General features: G+C 70.0%; 18 protein-coding genes and 1 riboswitch. Of the genes, 4 read left to right on the top strand and 14 right to left on the bottom strand.

Annotation, left to right across the window (positions count from 1 at the left end; genetic code table 11):
- The first annotated feature begins 147 nt into the window (after positions 1-147).
- Entirely contained in the window at positions 148-456 is a 309-nt protein-coding gene (locus OG734_RS40795) for a hypothetical protein (protein WP_330292422.1), read from the top strand.
- Here OG734_RS40795 and OG734_RS40790 read toward each other — a convergent pair.
- On the bottom strand, positions 419-1,591 hold the full coding sequence (locus OG734_RS40790) for an acyl-CoA dehydrogenase family protein (RefSeq protein ID WP_330292421.1): 1,173 nt from the start codon (positions 1,589-1,591) through the stop codon (positions 419-421). The two genes, OG734_RS40795 and OG734_RS40790, sit on opposite strands and share 38 nt — an antisense overlap.
- A 322-nt stretch (positions 1,592-1,913) precedes the next feature.
- Between OG734_RS40790 and OG734_RS40785 the strand changes: the two genes are divergently transcribed.
- On the top strand, positions 1,914-3,170 hold the full coding sequence (locus OG734_RS40785) for a glycoside hydrolase family 18 protein (protein WP_330292420.1): 1,257 nt from the start codon (positions 1,914-1,916) through the stop codon (positions 3,168-3,170).
- Positions 3,171-3,223: 53 nt separating this feature from the next.
- Here OG734_RS40785 and OG734_RS40780 read toward each other — a convergent pair whose 3' ends face one another.
- From OG734_RS40780 to OG734_RS40770, 3 genes are all read right to left on the bottom strand, one after another.
- Positions 3,224-3,883: a TetR/AcrR family transcriptional regulator gene (locus tag OG734_RS40780; protein ID WP_330292419.1), complete on the bottom strand. Its 660-nt coding sequence runs from the start codon at positions 3,881-3,883 to the stop codon at positions 3,224-3,226.
- A gap of 118 nt (positions 3,884-4,001) precedes the next feature.
- Positions 4,002-4,145, bottom strand: coding sequence for an SCO1431 family membrane protein (locus tag OG734_RS40775; RefSeq protein ID WP_330292418.1), 144 nt, complete (start codon positions 4,143-4,145; stop codon positions 4,002-4,004).
- A gap of 162 nt (positions 4,146-4,307) precedes the next feature.
- Positions 4,308-5,672 (bottom strand): peptidase C39 family protein, encoded by a 1,365-nt coding sequence (locus tag OG734_RS40770; RefSeq protein ID WP_330292417.1) that lies wholly within the window; start codon positions 5,670-5,672, stop codon positions 4,308-4,310.
- Between the two features lie 195 nt (positions 5,673-5,867).
- Between OG734_RS40770 and OG734_RS40765 the strand changes: the two genes are divergently transcribed.
- Positions 5,868-6,521 (top strand): uridine kinase family protein, encoded by a 654-nt coding sequence (locus tag OG734_RS40765; protein ID WP_330292416.1) that lies wholly within the window; start codon positions 5,868-5,870, stop codon positions 6,519-6,521.
- A gap of 430 nt (positions 6,522-6,951) precedes the next feature.
- Positions 6,952-8,817, top strand: coding sequence for an AAA family ATPase (locus OG734_RS40760; RefSeq protein ID WP_330292415.1), 1,866 nt, complete (start codon positions 6,952-6,954; stop codon positions 8,815-8,817).
- Positions 8,818-8,973: 156 nt separating this feature from the next.
- Here OG734_RS40760 and OG734_RS40755 read toward each other — a convergent pair whose 3' ends face one another.
- From OG734_RS40755 to OG734_RS40710, 10 genes are all read right to left on the bottom strand, one after another.
- Positions 8,974-10,059: a hemolysin family protein gene (locus tag OG734_RS40755; RefSeq protein WP_330292414.1), complete on the bottom strand. Its 1,086-nt coding sequence runs from the start codon at positions 10,057-10,059 to the stop codon at positions 8,974-8,976.
- Positions 10,056-11,435, bottom strand: a complete 1,380-nt coding sequence (locus OG734_RS40750; protein WP_330292413.1) for a hemolysin family protein — start codon at positions 11,433-11,435, stop codon at positions 10,056-10,058. The genes OG734_RS40755 and OG734_RS40750 overlap by 4 nt, the downstream gene beginning before the upstream one ends.
- Before the next feature lie 201 nt (positions 11,436-11,636).
- Positions 11,637-12,092: a PH domain-containing protein gene (locus tag OG734_RS40745; RefSeq protein ID WP_330292412.1), complete on the bottom strand. Its 456-nt coding sequence runs from the start codon at positions 12,090-12,092 to the stop codon at positions 11,637-11,639.
- A gap of 13 nt (positions 12,093-12,105) precedes the next feature.
- A complete protein-coding gene (gene hisG, locus OG734_RS40740; protein ID WP_330292411.1) occupies positions 12,106-12,963 on the bottom strand; it encodes an ATP phosphoribosyltransferase in 858 nt (285 codons plus the stop codon).
- A gap of 77 nt (positions 12,964-13,040) precedes the next feature.
- Positions 13,041-13,313: a phosphoribosyl-ATP diphosphatase gene (locus tag OG734_RS40735; RefSeq protein ID WP_006378313.1), complete on the bottom strand. Its 273-nt coding sequence runs from the start codon at positions 13,311-13,313 to the stop codon at positions 13,041-13,043.
- A gap of 13 nt (positions 13,314-13,326) precedes the next feature.
- Positions 13,327-13,833 (bottom strand): 6,7-dimethyl-8-ribityllumazine synthase, encoded by a 507-nt coding sequence (gene ribH / locus OG734_RS40730; protein ID WP_318318658.1) that lies wholly within the window; start codon positions 13,831-13,833, stop codon positions 13,327-13,329.
- A gap of 48 nt (positions 13,834-13,881) precedes the next feature.
- A complete protein-coding gene (locus OG734_RS40725; protein ID WP_330292410.1) occupies positions 13,882-15,177 on the bottom strand; it encodes a bifunctional 3,4-dihydroxy-2-butanone-4-phosphate synthase/GTP cyclohydrolase II in 1,296 nt (431 codons plus the stop codon).
- Complete coding sequence (locus tag OG734_RS40720) at positions 15,174-15,824, bottom strand: nicotinamide mononucleotide transporter family protein (protein ID WP_330292409.1); 651 nt, start codon at positions 15,822-15,824, stop codon at positions 15,174-15,176. The genes OG734_RS40725 and OG734_RS40720 overlap by 4 nt, the downstream gene beginning before the upstream one ends.
- Positions 15,821-16,423, bottom strand: a complete 603-nt coding sequence (locus OG734_RS40715) for a riboflavin synthase (protein WP_330292408.1) — start codon at positions 16,421-16,423, stop codon at positions 15,821-15,823. Before OG734_RS40715 ends, OG734_RS40720 begins: the two co-directional genes overlap by 4 nt.
- A 147-nt stretch (positions 16,424-16,570) precedes the next feature.
- Positions 16,571-16,705: riboswitch (FMN riboswitch) on the bottom strand.
- 259 nt (positions 16,706-16,964) lie between these two features.
- The gene (locus tag OG734_RS40710) at positions 16,965-18,155 is read right to left on the bottom strand and encodes an ROK family transcriptional regulator (protein WP_330292407.1); all 1,191 of its coding nucleotides are present in this window, start codon (positions 18,153-18,155) and stop codon (positions 16,965-16,967) included.
- Positions 18,156-18,176: the final 21 nt, after the last annotated feature.

Raw genomic sequence — 18,176 nt, 5'->3', positions numbered from 1 at the left:
GCGCATCCGCTCGAACCTTCTGACTGCCCCCGCACCATGGCTCGCAGGCTGCCGTGGTGCGGGTTCGGTGCGCGCGTGTGCCGTCGCGAACGCAGGGCCGAATCCAGCGCGCGGTGACCTGATCGACCGTCACCGCGTTGCCCTGGCATGACGACCCCCAAGTACGCGACGCCGGGACGTCCGCGTCCGCGCCGGCTCTACGACTCCGGTCCGGCAGAATCGGTTCCCCAGGGCCTGCTGAACCAGAATCCGCCGAACCAGGGGCGGCCCAACCCACCGACCCCGCCCGACCCGCCCATCTACCGTGCCCTGCTGCGCAGTTGGGCCGACGGTGGCCGAACCCTGCCGGGGCGCCACGACCCGGAGTGGGTTCGGCTCGCGGCGCCGCCGGTCGGGCTCGGGATCGTGATCGACCCGTTCAACGCGTCTCCGGGCCCGCCAAATGACGGGCGATGACCATTCGCTGGATCTGGTTGGTGCCCTCGACGATCTGCAGGACCTTGGCCTCGCGCATGTAGCGCTCGACCGGGAAGTCCGCGGTGTAGCCATAGCCGCCGAGTACCTGGACAGCGTCCGTGGTGACCTTCATCGCCGCGTCGGTGCACAGGAGTTTGGCCATGGCGGCCTGCTTGGCGAACGGCCGGCCCGCGTCGCGCAGCCGTGCCGCCGCGAGATACAGCGCGCGGCCCGCCTCGATCTGCGTGGCCATGTCGGCGAGCATGAAGCGCAGCCCCTGGAAGTCGGAGATCGGCCGCCCGAACTGCCGGCGTCCGGTCGCATAGGCCACCGCCTCGTCAAGTGCCGCCTGGGCCAGGCCGATCGCGCAGGCCGCGATGCCGAGGCGCCCGGAATCGAGCGCGGACAGTGCGATCGCGAAGCCCTGCCCCTCCTCACCGATGCGTCGACTGCCGTCCAGCCGAACTCCGTCGAAGTGGATCTGCGCGGTGGGTGAACCCTTGAGGCCCATCTTCCGTTCAGGCGCCGCGGCACTCAGCCCCTCGGCGTCACCCGGGGCCAGGAACGCGGTGATTCCGCGCGGTCCCTCCTCGCCGGTGCGGGCCATGACCGTGTAGAAGTCGGCGATGCCGCCGTGCGTGATCCAGGCCTTGGTGCCGGTGAGCACCCAGTCGTTGCCGTCCCGGACGGCCTTGGTGCGCAGGGAGGCGGCGTCGGAGCCGGACGCGGGTTCGGAGAGACAGTACGCGCCGAGGAGGCCACCGCCGAGCATCGCGGGCAGGCGTTCGGCTTGTTGTTCCTTGGTTCCGTAGCTGGCGAGGGCGTGGCAGGACAGCGTGTGCACGCTGACACCGAGCCCGACGGTGAGGCGGGCCGCGGCGAGCTCTTCGAGGACCTGGAGATAGACCTCGTACGGCTGGTCACCGCCGCCGTGCTCGGAGGAGTACGGGAGGCCGAGCAGCCCCGACTCCGAGAGCAGGGCGAAGACTTCACGCGGGAAGCGTGCGGCGTCCTCCTCTTCGGCCGCCTTCGGGGCGATCTCGCGCTCGGCGATGTCGCGGACGAGCGAGATCAGGTCCCGGGCCTCGTCCGTGGGCAGTTGCCGGTCCACCGGCTGCGGGGCGTGTTCGGGCATGTCGACGCTCTCCTCCCTGTCGGGCGCGACGGCACACGCGCGCCTGAGTAGGGTGGCGTCCGCCGGTCTCACTGGTCACGGCCGATGCTGGCCCTTCCGGGTCGCGGAAGCGGTCGGCGAACGGCTGTGGAGCTGCGAGTATGCCCGATCGGAGGCACGGCGTCACCGGTTAACGAGCGTTTATTCGATCACATCCCGAGGCATCGGCCTCGCCGGAGAATTGGTCCGAACCATTGACCATACTGGTCTAGTCCTCTTACTGTGCCCGCAGTTCCCGACATCCTCTCCCCCACGCTCCCCTCCCTCCCGAGGAGACAACTCGATGCACCGACCGCATCTCCCCCGCGTCCACTTCAAGGCGCTGGTGTCCGCCGCGTGTTGTGCCGTTCTCGGCGCCGGACTGCTGGCCGGCGCGGGCACCGCGACCGCCGCGCAGACAGCACTCAAGGCCGCCGCGAAGCCCGTCCCGAAAGCCGCCGGCTCCAAGGTCGTCGGTTACTTCACCGAATGGGGCACGTACGACCGCAAGTACTACGTCAAGAACATCGAGACATCCGGCTCGGCCGCCCGGCTGACCCACATCAACTACGCCTTCGGCAACGTCACCGGCGGCAAGTGCGCTATGGGCGACGCCGATGCGGCGACCGGCCGGGCGTACACCGCCGCCGAGTCGGTGGACGGGGTCGCCGACACCGCGAGCCAGCCGCTGCGGGGCAACTTCAACCAGCTGCGCGAGCTGAAGAAGAAGCACCCGAAGCTCAAGGTCCTGTGGTCGTTCGGCGGTTGGACCTGGTCGAGCGGTTTCGGCGAGGCCGCGCAGAACCCGGCCGCGTTCGCCAAGTCCTGCTACGACCTGGTCGAGAACTCCCAGTGGGCCGATGTGTTCGACGGCATCGACATCGACTGGGAGTACCCGAACGCCTGCGGCAACACCTGCGACACCAGCGGCAGGGCGGCCTTCAAGAACGTGATGGCGGCGCTGCGCGCGAAGTTCGGCTCGGGCAACCTGGTCACGGCGGCGATCACGGCCGACGCCACCGCCGGCGGCAAGATCGACGCGGCGGACTACGCGGGCGCGGCCAAGTATGTCGACTGGTACAACCCGATGACGTACGACTACTTCGGCGCCTGGGCGGCGACCGGTCCGACGGCACCGCACTCGGCGCTGAACTCGTACTCCGGCATCCCCCAGGCCGGCTACTACACCTCGGCGACCATCGCCAAGCTCAAGGGGCTTGGTATACCGGCCTCGAAGCTGCTGCTCGGTATCGGCTTCTACGGGCGCGGCTGGACCGGCGTCACGCAGTCGGCGCCCGGCGGCACGGCGACCGGCCCGGCGGCGGGTACGTACGAGGCGGGCTTCGAGGACTACAAGGTGCTGAGGACCAAGTGCCCCGCGACCGGCACCGTCGGCGGGACGGCGTACGCCAAGTGCGGGAGCGACTGGTGGAGTTACGACACCCCGGCGACCGTCGGCACGAAGATGGCGTACAAGAACCAGCAGGGCCTGGGCGGCACGTTCTTCTGGGAGCTGAGCGGCGACACCTCGAACGGTGAGCTGATCAGGGCGATCAAGTAGGCGCACCCGTATAGCAGTTGGGGCGGGGGCCACGAGCCTTCGCCCCTCTGCCGTCAGCTGTCCCGGCGGGCCGGCTCCGGTGTCACGTACGCCGGGTCCAGTTCCTCGATGGCGCGCAGGGCACCGCCCAGCATCTTCACGAGGAGTTCGCGCATGGTGTCGCGGGAGAGTTCGGGACGGTCGATCCAGTCGAGGGTGGCGCCCTCCACGCTGCACACCCAGCCGAAGAGGCCCATACGGGCCAGCGGGGCGATGTCCTGCCTGCCGTACGCGCCTTCGGCGATGGTCGCCACGATCGCCTCGCGCACCCCGTCCCGGATGGCGTGCACCTCGGCGTCGAAGCCGACGCCGCCACTGACGATCGTGCGGTAGGCGGCCTGGTTGTGCTCGGCGAAGCGCAGGTAGCCGTCGATGGTGCGGTGCACCCGGTCCACGGGCGTGTGGTCGAGGCCACTGGAGGCGAAGGTGACCAGATCGGCGACCGAGTCCTCGACGATGGCGAGGTAGTAGCCGCGCTTCGACTGGAAGTAGTAGTAGATCAGCCCCTTGGCGACCTGCGCCTGACGTGCGATGTCGTCCATCGACAGTGCGTCGTACGACCTGTCGGCGAACAGCTTCCGTCCGATGGCGATGAGTTCGGCGCGACGCGCCAGAGAGCGGTCGGTGCCGCGCGCCCGCGGGCGTTCGGCGGCCGGCTGTCGACTACTGTTCAATTTGGGGCCCTGGTCTCCAACTGCGGGCGGGACATCCGAAGTATGGCAGACCGAGCCACCTGCACGTTCGACTCTGATCGAGGCTGCGGGCGCCCGGTTCACGGTGGATCGCACCGGGTCAGATCAGGCCGAGCTGGGCGACGAGCATGGCGACCACAACCACGAAGGTCCAGCCCATGACGTGCTCGAGGATCTTCGGGCCGTCATCCTGGGGACCCCCGGTACGGGTGCGGGCGGGGGCTGCGGCAGTGCTCGCGGTCATGGCATCTCGCTGAGGTCGGTGTGCGATGGACTCCCCCCATCGTTCTGTCCACCTTGCCATTCATCGGGGCTTTCGCGCCGGAGACGTTGGTCACATCCCATCCGAAAGCGGACGGCCCCCGGTTCCCCGGGGGCCGCTCACACGTCACCTGTCCTCCTCGGCTCAGCGCACGCCCACCGCCGCGAGCGCCACGAGCTGGGCGGCGGTCGGCCGTGCCGGGAAGTACAGGTAGCAGACGCCGCCGGTGCCGGACACCACCTTGCCGCTGGCGTTGTACCGCTTGGTCCGCAGCCAGATGTTCTCGAACTCGCGCCGCGGATAGACCCGTCGCACGGCCTCGTTGGTCGCCGAGAACGGGTCGTTGGCGATCACATCACCCTCGGCGGTGAAGCCGATCACGGTCATCAGATGGCCGGAGGTGCCGTAACCGGCCCCCGTCAGCTCGGTCTTGAGGAACGACTGGGACGTTATGGCCGGGATGCCGGCCGCGATCAGCGCTTCCAGGTCGGTGAGCGAGCCGAGCCGGGTGACCACGCCCTGGAGGTCCTTGTAGGTCGCCGCGTAGGCCGCGTTGAAGGGCCAGTTGCCGCAGCCGCCGTACTGGAAGTCGTAGGTGAAGCGGGCCGCGTGGCACACCTGCGGGTCGGCGTAGGCCGGGTCGACCCAGGCCAGTTGCTGCGCCGTGGGTTTCCGTCCCCAGTACTCGATGATCATCTGCGAGGAGGTGGGGCTGCACCAGGCCTCACCGCCGTTGTCGTACTCGGGGTACTGGCCGGTATGGATCTCCTGCGAGTAGCGCGGGACGATCAGTTCCCTGGCCGGGCCGGGTGTCGAGGCGGGGACCGTGAAGCGGTCCGGGACGTCGGAGCCCATCGCGCCGAGCCGCCAGACCGTGGGCGTGGCCGTGGTGCCGGGCTTGCGGTAGAGGGTCAGCCGCAGCCGGTACGAGACCAGGCGCAGGCCCGTGGCCGGGTCGTCGATGGCGAAGGTGTCGGTCCAGACCGTGCTCTTGTCGTCGGTCTGGTCGTCGACGGAGGTCCGCTTGATGTCCTGGTCGCCGGAGGCCCAGCGGCCCATCACGTACCAGGGCGTGGCGGTGCCGTCGGAGTACGTGCCGGCCAGTTCGACCTGGAGCCAGGTCCCGGCCGGGGTGCGCGCGTTCCAGGAGGCGATGACCTCGGTGGCGGGCACCGTGAGCCGGTGCACGAGGGACGTCCAGGTCGCGTACTCCCAGGCCGACGTCGTGCCGGTGTGCGGATCGGTGTAGTCGATCTTGCCGACCGGAGCGCCGATCGCGAGCCCGGGCCGCGCGCCGGCGACGGCCCGGACACCCTCGGCCGTGCCTGCGCACCAGTCCGCGTATGAGGTCCAGGCGCGGTTGTCGACAGGGCGAGCGGGGTCGGCGGCGACCTCGCGGCCGGTTGTCTCCGGGGTGTCGGCGGTGGCCGGGCCGGCGCTGCCCGCGACGGCGGCGGCGACCGCCGCGGCGAGAACGGTTCTGCGGGACGGCTGTTCGGCTCTGCTCATGGGCGGGTGACCCCCAGGTGTCCTAGACGGGCGGAACAGTGCACGGATGTGCGCCAACTATGGCCGCCGGTGACCGGCTCATGCCAGCACTTCGGGCCGTGCCGCGCCCACGAGTATTGGTCTCGACCATTGATGCGACCTGGGGGCGCGGGCGACGGCGGTGTCCAAGCGGTCCCTAGAATGACCCCCGGCAATATGTCCGAATCCGATCGCCCTCCGGGAAACGCCATCCAAGACCTCGCACGCACCCTGCGCCGACTCCCGCCCTCCTGCGGCCCGGTCCGCCTGATCGCCGTCGACGGACACGCGGGGTCCGGGAAGACCACGTTCACCGGAGAACTGGCCGCCGCTCTCGGCGGGGCGCCCGTGCTGCACCTCGACGACATCGCCACCCACGACGAGCTCTTCGATTGGACGGGGCGCCTGGTCAGCCAGGTGATCGAGCCGCTGCGGCGCGGCGAGAGCGCCTCGTACACCCCCTACGACTGGGCCTCCCGGCGCTTCGGACCGTCTCGGACGCTGCCGGCCGCACCCGTGGTGCTGATGGAGGGCGTCGGGGCCGGACGGCGCGCGATACGGCCGTTCCTGGCGCGGCTGCTGTGGATGGAGCTGGCCGGCGAGGAAGCCTGGTCGCGAGGGCGGTTGCGGGACGGGGCGGAACAGAGCGAGTTCTGGGCCGGGTGGGTCGACGCGGAGCGGCAGCACTTCGCCGCGGACCCCTCGCGCCGGTTCGCCGACCTGTTGGTACGGCAGTGCGGTAAGGGGTACGAGGTACTGCCGGGGCCTGCCGGGACCGTTGGATCAGACCAGGATCTCACTCACCGTGACGGGCCGTCCGCTGTGTGCTGAACTTGTGAAGACCCTGGCCGCGCAACTTGCCTGAGTGCTCCAACTCGGCTTGACCGACGAGCCGTACAGGACTTACGTTCTCAATGTGCGGCCATTCGAAGCCGCCCGCAGTCGCGAAGCCCCCGGTTGTTCCCCCGTGATCGGGGGCTTCGTTCTGCCCGCACCCCGTTTTCCGGCCGCCATCAGGCGCGTTTTGTTCACCCTGTGTGACCGCGCCGTGTGCGCCCCATATGCTCCCACCTCGTCAAACGGCCTGTGCGGCACCCTGCTGCGGGCACGTGCGGCGCAGGTACGATGCCCTCGGTGCGACTCGGACGGCTGCTCTGCGCACCGTTGCAACTCCCGTCCGCGGCACAGCGGTTCGACCAAGCTGCCGACGGGCACCGGCCCGTCGGAGAGGCAATCGGGGGCACGGTTTGTGGGGGACGTGATGGACTTCGGCACGCAGGGCCCCGAGGCCCCGGCCGACCTCGCCTGGCTGCGAGGTGTGGACGCCTACACGATGGGCGCCTATCCGCAGGCGGAGGAGGAGTTCCGCACCGCGGTGCGGATGGATCCCGGGATGGCCGACGGCTGGCTCGGACTGCATGCGCTGCGCGTCGACACGACGACCGCGCTGCTACGGATGTTCCGGCACCGGGAGCGCTTCGGGGAGCAGCGCTCACGCCACCGCCGGACCCTCAACTCCTGGTACTGGCTGGGCTGGTGGGTGCAGCCGGTGCTCGAAAGCCCGCGCGATCTGCTGCTCGCGCACGCCTCGCACTGGCTGGACGGCCGCCATGTGCCGGAACTGGACCGGGCGTTGGCCGGTCTGCCGCCGGTCGACACCGACCCGCAGGTCCGTTTCCTGCATGCGTGCCGCGCCTATCTCGTCAAGGACTGGGAGCAACTGGTCCGGCACACCGACCCGTTGATCAACGACGCGATGCTGGGCATCGAGGCGGGTCTGTTCGGCGGCATGGCCCGGGTGCGCCTGGAGATGTACGGCCAGGCCGAGCCGCTCCTCTCGGCTGCTCTGATGCGCTGTCGCAGCGAGCAGCCGCAGCGCAAGGAGCTGCGGTACTGGCTGGCGCGGGCCCATGAGGGTACGGGCCGCTCGGCGGCGGCCCTCCCCCTGTACCGAGCCGTGCACCGCGTGGACGCCGCCTTCATGGACACCTCGGCACGGCTGGCCGCGATCTCCGAGGGCGACGGGTACGACGAGGCGGCCGACCTCGCGGCGATCACGCTCAGCGGGATCGGGCAGGAGCTGCTGGAGAGCCCGGACGGCATCGACCCCCTGTTCGGCGGCGAGGGCCGCGATCTGAAGCTCTCGGAGCCGGAACTCCCGCCGCCCGGCGGCCCGTTGCCGTCCGCGACCGACTCGGTGCGCGAGAAGGCCGCGCTCCCGGTACAGCCGCTGCCGACCGGTCCGACCGACCCGGCGCTGCTCGAGGAGGCGCTGGCCGAGCTGGAGCGCATGGTGGGCCTGGAGCCGGTGAAGCGCCAAGTGAAGGCGCTCTCCGCCCAGTTGAACATGGCGCGGCTGCGGGCGGGGCAGGGACTGCCGGTCCAGCCGCCGAAGCGGCACTTCGTCTTCTCGGGCCCGTCGGGCACCGGCAAGACGACGGTGGCGCGCATCCTCGGCCGGGTGTTCTACGCGCTCGGGCTGCTCGGCGGCGACCATCTGGTGGAGGCGCAGCGGGCGGACCTGGTCGGCGAGTATCTCGGCCAGACCGCAGTGAAGGCCAACGAGCTGATCGACTCCGCGATCGGGGGCGTCCTGTTCGTCGACGAGGCGTACTCGCTCTCCAACTCCGGGTACGGCAAGGGCGATGCCTACGGCGACGAGGCCCTGCAGGTGCTGCTGAAGCGGGCCGAGGACAACCGGGACCACCTGGTGGTGATCCTGGCCGGCTATCCGGAGGGCATGGACCGGCTCCTCGCCGCCAACCCCGGGCTGTCGTCCCGCTTTACGACCCGCGTCGACTTCCCCTCGTACCGTCCGCTCGAACTCACCTCCATCGGTGAGGTGCTCGCGGCGGAGAACGGTGACGTGTGGGACGAGGAGGCGCTGGACGAGCTGCGCTCGATCGCCGGGCATGTGGTGGACCAGGGGTGGATCGACGAGCTGGGCAACGGGCGGTTCCTGCGAACGCTGTACGAGAAGAGCTGTGCCTACCGGGATCTTCGGCTGTCGGTGTATCCGGGGATGTTGACACGGGACGACTTGTCGACTTTGCGGCTGCCGGATCTTATGCAGGCGTACGGAGAGGTTCTGTCGGGACGGGGGCCCCAGGATCCGTCGGCCCTCTGACCGGCCCAGTACCGGGCGCCTTCAGTTCGGCGCCCGGTACTGGCACGACGGCCCGCAACCAGGCGGGGTCACCCGCGCCCCGTCGGGGCGCGGGGAACTGCGCGACCAGCCCCCACCGGGCCCGCGGCCAGATGAACCGCCGTTCCCGCGGAGCGCTCAGCTTGCCAGCGCCTCCTCCTGTGCCTCCGCCCTGGGTTCCGTCACCTTCGGCTTCGGCGAGGTCTGGCGGTGGGCCGGGTCGCGCACCTCGCCCACCAGGAGTTCCAGTACGTCCTCCATCGCGACCAGGCCGATCACCCGGCCCGAACCGTCCGCCACCTGGGCCAGGTGCGTCGCCGCCCGGCGCATTACCGTCAGCGCGTCGTCCAGCGGTAGTTCGGAGCGCAGCGTCGTCATGGAGCGCCAGATGTGCTGCGGCACCGCCCGTTCCGAGTCCTCCAGGTCCAGTACGTCCTTCACGTGCAGGTAGCCCATGAAGGCGCCGTTGTCCGCCACCACCGGGAAGCGGGAGTACCCGGTCCGGGCGGTGAGGGCGACGACCTGGCCCGGGGTGACCGACGGGCCCACCGAGACCAGGGACTCGCGGTCGAGGAGGACGTCGGTAACCGGGCGGGAGCCCAGTTCCAGCGCGTCCTCAAGGCGTTCCTGCTCGCCGGGGTCGAGCAGCCCGGCCTGGCCGGCGTCCTCCACCAGGCGGTTGAGCTGTTCGCTGGTGAAGACCGCCTCGACCTCGTCCTTGGGCTCGACGTGGAAGAGCTTCAGGACGAGCCGGGCACAGGCTCCCAGCCCCACCGTGACCGGCCCGCACAGGCGTGCGAAAGCGACCAGCCCCGGGCTCAGCCACAGCGCTGTCTTCTCGGGCGCCGCCATCGCCAGGTTCTTCGGGAGCATCTCGCCGATGACGAGGTGAAGGAAGACCACGACCGCGAGCGCGATGACATAGCCCAGCGGGTGGATCATGCCCGCGGGGAGATGAGCCGCCTCGAAGACCGGTTCCAGCAGGTGGGCCACGGTCGGCTCGGCGACCGCGCCCAGGGTCAGCGAGCAGATGGTGATGCCGAACTGGGCCGCGGCCATCATCTGCGGCAGCCGTTCCAGGCCGTACAGCACCTGGCGGGCCCGTGCCGTGCCGAGCGGTTCGATCTGGCTGCGGCGGACGGAGACGAGGGCGAACTCGGCGCCGACGAAGAAGCCGTTGGCGAGCACGAGGAGGAGGGCGAAGAGGAGTTGGAGCACGCTCATCGGGCCGCCTCCACCGCGAGGTCCGCCGTGTTCGTACTGTCCGTGTTCTCGGCGTTCTCGGCGTTCTCAGGGGTCTTGATCAGACGTACCCGCTCGGCCCGGTAGTGGCCGACCTGGCGGACCGAGAGGCGCCAGCCCGGCAGTTCGGCCTTGTCGCCGGGGACCGGGATGCGGCCCAGCAGGTCGGCGACGAGGCCGGCGACCGTCTCGTACGGGCCCTCAGGCACGTCGAGGCCTATGCGCTGGAGGATGTCGACACGGCAGCTGCCGTCGGCGTCCCAGGTGGGACGGCCGTCCTCGGGCGGGGCGGCGGCGAGTTCGGTCGGTTCGTTGAGCACGTCGTCGTGCTCGTCATGGACCTCGCCGACGAGTTCCTCGACGATGTCCTCCAGGGTGACCACACCCGCCGTACCGCCGTACTCGTCGACGACGACGGCGATGGGCTGCTGGCTGCGCAGCAGTTCGAGCAGTGGCTGCACGGGGAGCGTCTCGGGGACCAGCAGAGGCGACTTGGCGATCCGGCCGACCGGTGTGCGCAGCCGGTCCCCGGCGGGCACGGCGAGAGCGTCCTTGAGGTGGGCCATGCCGACGATCTCGTCGATCCGCTCCCGGTAGACGGGGAAGCGGGACAGGCCGGTGGCCCGGGTCAGGTTGACGACGTCCTCGGCGGTGGCCGACGACTGCAGCGAGCTGACCCGCACGCGCGGGGTCATGATGTGCTGCGCGGTCAGCTCGCCCAGCGACAGTGTCCGTACGAACAGGTCCGCGGTGTCCTGTTCCAGCGCGCCGGCCTGGGCCGAGTGTCTGGCCAGGGAGACCAGTTCGCCGGGGGTGCGGGCCGAGGCCAGTTCCACGGCGGGTTCCACGCCCAGGGCGCGGACCAGCCGGTTGGCCACCGCGTTGAGCCCGGCGATCACCGGGCGGAAGAGTCGGGAGAAGGCGTACTGCGGGCCGGCCACGAAGCGTGCGACCTGCAGCGGCTTGGAGACCGCCCAGTTCTTGGGCACGAGTTCGCCGATCACCATCTGCACGGCCGAGGCCAGCAGCATGCCGACGATCACCGAGACGCTCGGGACGGCCCCTTCGGGCAGGCCGATCGCGGTGAACGGGCCGTGCAGCAGCTCCGCGAGCGCCGGCTCGGCGAGCATGCCGACGACGAGGGAGGTGATGGTGATGCCGAGTTGGGTTCCGGAGAGCTGGAAGGACAGCTCCTTGAGGGACTCGACGACCGTACGGGCCCGTCGGTCACCCTCGGCGGCGGCCTTCTCCGCGTCCGGCCGCTCGACCGTGACGAGGCCGAACTCGGCGGCCACGAAGAAGCCATTGGCGAGGATCAGGAGGAAAGCCGCCGCAAGGAGCAGCAGGGGGGTGGTCATGATGCCGCCGCCTCGATATGTCGGGAGGGGGCGGCGCAGGTACTACAGGACGATCCGTCCATCGCTGGAGGGAGTCACTCCTCGGGTAGCAGGGGGCCTCTGAAGACCGGGGGGAGCATCAGTGGCGGAGGCGCACGAAAACGCCTCCGCCAACAGATTAATCAAGACAGGGCCCTGTGCGGCAGGGTGGACGGCCCTGAGTCAGCCCTGATCTTGCCCGGGGTCGCCTGCGGAGCGCGCCTCGGTGAGCGCCCGCAGGGTGCGCGCGTCCGCGATGGCGCGCTGTTTGGCGATGCCGGGCTGGATGCCGAGCGCGGGCAGACTCGTACCGTCGCTGAGGTCGAGGAACACCCAGGGGTCGCCCGGACGGAGGTTCACCCGGAGGATCTCCGCCCAGGCCAGACGGCGGCCGCCGACGATGTTGACGACCGTGACACCGGCCTCGTCGGCGACGACCTTCGGCCGGGACAGCAGCACAAGCACCCCGGACAGCAGGGCGGCCACGAAGACGAAGCTGAGCGTCTCGCCCGGGCTGAGCTTCTCCAGGAGGAGCGCGACCGTCGTGATGACGACGAAGATCGCGGCGCTCGCGGTGAGCAGGACCACACGGGTGCGGCCCGGCCGGAATGTGACAGGCAGGGAAGGCAGATCGGACATGGTCGTACGGTCCTCAGAGGCGGCAGGCGTGGATGGCCGTGGTCAGGATGGCCCGCGCGCCGAGGTCGTACAGATCGTCCATGATCCGCTGGGCCTCCTTGGACGGGACCATCGCGCGGACGGCGACCCAGCCCTCGTTGTGCAGCGGCGAGACGGTCGGCGACTCCAGGCCGGGCGTCAGGGCGACGGCCTTCTCCAGCTGCTCGACGCGGCAGTCGTAGTCCATCATCACGTACGTTCGGGCCACCAGCACGCCCTGGAGCCGGCGCAGGAACTGCTGAACCTTCGACTCAGCAGTCTCCTCGGTCTCCGCTCCGACCCGGCGAATGACGATCGCCTCGGACGTCATGATGGGCTCCCCGAACACCTCCAGGCCCGCGTTGCGCAGCGAGGTTCCGGTCTCGACGACATCCGCGATGACGCCGGCGACGCCGAGTTCGATCGCTGTCTCGACGGCGCCGTCGAGGTGGACGACGGAGGCGTCGACGCCGTGGTCGGCGAGGTGCTTGGCGACGATCCCCTCGTACGAGGTGGCCACGGTCAGGCCGGCCAGGTCCTCGATGCCTGCCGCGGTGCCGGGCTTGCCGGCGAAGCGGAAGGTGGAGCGGGCGAAGCCGAGCGGGAGGATCTCCTCCGCGTTGGCGCCGGAGTCGATGAGCAGGTCGCGGCCGGTGATGCCGATGTCGAGGCGGCCGGAGGAGACGTAGATCGCGATGTCGCGGGGGCGGAGGTAGAAGAACTCGACCTCGTTCTCCGGGTCGACGATCCGCAGTTCCTTGGACTCGCGGCGCTGCTGGTAGCCGGCCTCATGCAGCATCGCCGACGCAGGGCCTGACAGGGAACCCTTGTTGGGGACGGCGATGCGCAGCATGAGGTCGGCTTCCTTTGCGTGAGATGCGTGGACGTGACGGTGGGACGTGACGGCGGTGTCTGCCGGGCGGGCTGGACTTACAGGTGGGCGTACACGTCGTCCAGCGAGATGCCGCGGGCGACCATCATCACCTGAACGTGGTAGAGCAGCTGCGAGATCTCCTCGGCGGCTGCTTCCTTCCCCTCGTACTCGGCGGCCATCCAGACCTCGGCGGCCTCTTCTACGACCTTCTTGCCGATGGCATGGACGCCCTTGCCGACCAGCTCTGCGGTGCGGGAAGTTGCGGGATCACCCGTGGCGGCCTTGTGCTGGAGCTCGGTGAAGAGCTCCTCAAACGTCTTATTGGACATGGTGGCGCCCACTTTACGCGTTGTGCCGCCCGGCCTGACGCCACGGTTCAGATACTGAGCGGAGGGTGGCCGCCGTCGCCACGGCCGCCGTCACCGCCTCGTGTCCCTTGTCCTCGTTGGAACCCTCGATGCCCGCGCGGTCGAGGGCCTGTTCCTCGGTGTCGCAGGTCAGCACGCCCATGCCGATGGGGACGCCGGTGTCGACCGAGACCTGGGTGAGGCCCTGGGTGACGCCCTGGCACACGTACTCGAAGTGGGGAGTGCCGCCCCTGATGACGACGCCGAGCGCGACGATCGCGTCGTAGCCCCGTCCGGCCAGGACCTTGGCGACGACCGGGAGTTCCCAGCTGCCGGGGACCCGCAGCAGGGTCGGCTCATCGATGCCCAGGTCGTGCAGTGCGCGCAGGGCACCGTCCACCAGACCGTCCATCACCTTCTCGTGCCACTGGGCCGCGATGACGGCGACGCGCAGGTCACCGCAGTTGCGTACGGACAGTTCGGGTGCACCCTTGCCGCTCACGTTCTCGTCTCTCCTTGGCGATCTCTACAGCGATCTCTACAGCGATCTTTACTGGTTGCCGCAGGGGGACACGGGAGCCGTGTCCAGCCAGGGCAGGTCGTGTCCCATCCGGTCCCGCTTGGTGCGCAGGTAACGGAGGTTGTGCTCGCCCGCCTGTACGGGCATCGGCTCGCGGCCGCTGACCTTGAGGCCGTGGCGGACGAGCGCGTCGGTCTTGTCGGGGTTGTTGGTCATCAGGCGCACGCTGCGGACGCCGAGGTCCTGGAGTATCTGCGCGCCGGCGCCGTAGTCCCGGGCGTCGGCGGGCAGGCCGAGCTCCAGGTTGGCGTCGAGGGTGTCGCGGCCCTGCTCCTGAAGCTCGTACGCCCGGAGCTTGGACAGCAGTCCGATGCCACGCCCCTCGTGGCCGCGCAGATAGACGACCACTCCCCGGCCCTCGTCCCGGATGCGTGCCAGGGAGGTCTCCAGCTGGGGGCCGCAGTCGCAGCGCAGGGAGTGGAAGACGTCGCCGGTGAGGCATTCGGAGTGGACGCGGACCAGGACGTCTTCGCCGTCGCCTGCGCCGATCTCGCCGTGGACGAGGGCGACGTGCTCGACGCCGTCGACGGTGGAGCGGTAGCCGTACGCCGTGAACGTGCCGAAGGCGGTGGGGAGTCGGGTCTCGGCCTCCCGGCGGACGGTGGGTTCGGCGCTCTTGCGGTAGGCGACCAGGTCCTCGATGGAGATGATCGTCAGGCCGTGCTTGCGGGCGAAGGGGATCAGCTCGGGCAGGCGGAGCATCCGGCCGTCCTCGCCGGCGATCTCCACGATCGCGCCGGCCGGGCGCAGGCCCGCGAGGCGGGCCAGGTCGACGGCTGCCTCGGTGTGGCCGTTGCGGGCCAGTACGCCGCCGGGCCTGGCGCGCAGCGGGAAGATGTGGCCGGGGCGGACGAAGTCGTCGGCGCCGGCGTCACCGCCCGCGAGGAGCTGAAGCGTGGTCGCTCGGTCGGAAGCCGAGATACCGGTGCTCACACCGTGAATGGCCGAGGCGTCGACGGAGACTGTGAACGCGGTTTTCATCGACTCGGTGTTGTCGTCGACCATCTGCGGCAGCCGGAGCCGGTCGAGCTCGTCGCCCTCCATGGGGGCGCAGATGAGCCCGCGGCACTCGCTCATCATGAAGGCGACGATCTCCGGGGTCGCCTTCTCGGCGGCGATGACGAGGTCGCCCTCGTTCTCCCGGTCCTCGTCGTCGACGACCACGACCGGGCGGCCGGCCGCGATGTCCGCGATGGCCTGCTCGATCGGGTCGAGGGACCAGTCCTCGATGTTGTCCGTGCTGTAGAGGATCGGTGCCGTAGTCATGCGGGCGCTCCTTCCAGGACGGGCCGCGTGTCCTTGCGGGAGCGCAGCCACCAGTCGCGCATGCCCCACAGGACGAGCGCGCCGTAGATGACGTAGACGAAGCCGGAGAAGGCGTAGCCGTTGGCGAAGTTGAGGGGGACGCCGACGAGGTCGACGAGGAGCCAGGCGAACCAGAACTCGACCATGCCGCGCGCCTGGGCGTACATGGCGACGATGGTGCCGACGAAGATGTAGGCGTCCGGCCAGGGGTCCCAGGACAGGGTCGGGTAGGCCTCGAAGAGCAGGGCCACGGCGACCGTGCCGACGGCGGCGGCGCCGATCATTGCCGCGCGTTCGCGCCAGGTGGCGAACCGCGGGGCGATGCGACCGTCACCCCCGTCTTCGGCCCGCCCCTTGCTGCGGTTCCACTGCCACCAGCCGTAGCCGGCGACGAGCATGACGACGACCTGCTTGCCGGCGCTGCCGGTGAGGTGTCCGTAGAAGGCTCCGAAGAGGACGAGACCGGACAGGAACTGCACGGGCCAGCTCAGGATGGAGCGCCGCCAGCCGAGGGCGAGGGCGATCAGGCCGAGGATGTTGCCGATCATGTCCGACCAGAGGATGTGCTGGTCGAGGAGCGTGAACGCCTCGGTGTTCAGCCGGTTCACTTCGCCGCCCCCTGCGCCCCGAGCAGCCGCTCGACGTACTTGGCGATGACGTCGACCTCGAGGTTGACCGGGTCGCCGGGCTGCTTGCGGCCGAGCGTGGTCAGGTCGAGGGTGGTGGGGATGAGGCTGACCGTGAAGTAGTCCGGGCCCGCGTCGACGACCGTGAGGCTGATGCCGTCGACGGTGATGGAACCCTTCTCGACGACATAGCGAGTGAGGTCGGCGGGGAGCGAGATCTTGACGATCTCCCAGTTCTCGGACGGCTTGCGTTCGAGGACCGTGCCCGTGCCGTCGACATGGCCCTGCACGATATGGCCGCCGAGGCGGGCACCCAGGGCCATGGGGCGTTCGAGGTTGACGCGGGAGCCGACGGCGAGGACGCCCAGGCTGGAGCGGTCGAGGGTCTCCGCCATGACGTCGGCGGTGAACTCGTCACCCTCGTGGTCGACGACCGTGAGACACACGCCGTTGACGGCGATGGAGTCGCCGTGGCGGGCGCCTTCGGTGACCACGGGGCCACGGAGCCGGAAGCGGGATGCGTCGTCGAGGTTTTCGACGGCCGTGACTTCGCCCAGCTCTTCGACGATTCCGGTGAACACTTCCCGGGTCCTCCCTGCCTCTTCGGGCACGGACTCCGGGGCCTGTCGATGACGACAGCTGTGAACGGGCAGGGATACCGGGAGCGACGCCGGACGGAGCTCGACCCATGGCCGAGCGGTACGGCGGCGCGCACGAATGCCCGCCCGCCGCGCACTGCCTCCCATCCGGACTTTAACCGTCGGTCCAGGAATTCCACCTGGTCAACCGGCCGCCGAAAATAAGCGGACGGGTCGCGGACTGTAACCGCCGGTTCGGACTTTCACCGACCCCGGAGTGCGCTGCTTCTGTTACAGGCCAGTGTGCCACGCCGGGTCGTACTCCATGCGGGTGAGTTGTGTGGACTGGCTCACAAGGACACATGGGAATAACCGGCAGGAGGGAGGCAGACAATCAAGCCAGGCGATTGGTCCATACCTCTTGACCGTCATGGTCCAGACCTCCTAGCGTCGATGCCGGACCGGCGGCGGTGACGACGGCCCTTGCCCGCCGCCGGGCCTCACGCCGAGCCCACCTCGGAAGTCTCTCCGGAAGCCCTCCGGCCTACCTGACCGGCCTCCCGAACAGCACCTCCTGGGCACCTTCCCGTGCCGTCAGCAACGCGCCACGCAGCACCCCTCCGCCGCCCAGCGTGCTCGCGCGCACCTCCGCCGGGAGGGGGGACAAACGGGCGAGCCGTTCCTCGACACGGGCGGCGAGTACGTCGCCGCCCGCCCGGCCGACCTCGCCGCCCAGCACCACACACCCCGGATCGAGGACTGCGACGACGGACGCGGCGCCGATGGCGATGCGGTCCGCGAGGATGTCGAGGAAGCGGGCGTGGGCCGGGGCGTCAGGGGTCGCCGCGGCCGCCCGGACCAGGGTCGCCGCGTAGGGCTCGTGGGCCTCGGGGGCGGCCACCAGGCCCTGTACGCCTGCCAGTTGGACGATCGCCGACGCTGCGGCGAGGGAGTGGAAGCCACCCTCGCAGTCCGTGGCCGAGGGGAGTTGTCCCGTCCCCGGCACCGGCAGGAAGCCGATCTCGCCGGTGCCGCCGGAAGCCCCCCGGCGCAGGGTGCCGTCGAGGACCACGGCCGCACCGGTGCCGTGGCCGAGCCACAGCAGCACAAAGGTGTCCCGGTCGCGGGCGGCGCCGTCGCGCTGTTCGGCGAGAGCGGCGAGGTTGGTCTCGTTCTCGACGATCACGCGGGCCTCGGGAAGCCGTTCCTGGAGCGCGGCGACCAGCCTGCGGTGCCACACGGGCAGGCCCCCGGAGTCCCGGAGTTCGCCGGTCGCCGGGTCGATCAGACCGGGAGCGCCGATCCCGACGGTGTGCAGTTGTTCGGCCCCGGCCTCCTTGGCGGCGCGCTCGACAAGAGCGACCGCCTGTTCCACGGCGGGACCGGTGCCGGTGTCGTCCCCGATCGGCACGGACGCCTCGGCCAGCACCTCGCCCACCACGTCGGTGACGACGACACAGACGCCTTCGGTACGGACGTCGAGGGCGGCCAGGTGGGCGAGGTCGGCGACGATGCCGTACACCTTCGCGTTCGGTCCTCGCCGCTGCTCCCCCGACTCCCCCACGACCGAGATCAGTCCGGCGGCAGTGAGGCGTTCGACGAGGTCGGCGACCGTCGGGCGGGACAGACCGGTGAGCTGCTTCAACCGTCCGGCCGTCAACGGGCCTTCCTGCTGGAGCAGACGCAGAGCAAGACGGTCGTTGATGGCCCGGGCGGTGCTCGGGGATGCGGGCATGGCGAGATCCTTCCAGATCGG

It is taken from the genome of Streptomyces sp. NBC_00576 (genome assembly GCF_036345175.1).
Classification (GTDB): Bacteria; Actinomycetota; Actinomycetes; order Streptomycetales; family Streptomycetaceae; genus Streptomyces.
Note: the sequence above shows the minus strand (reverse complement) of the source record. Positions and strands in the feature narration are given on the sequence as shown.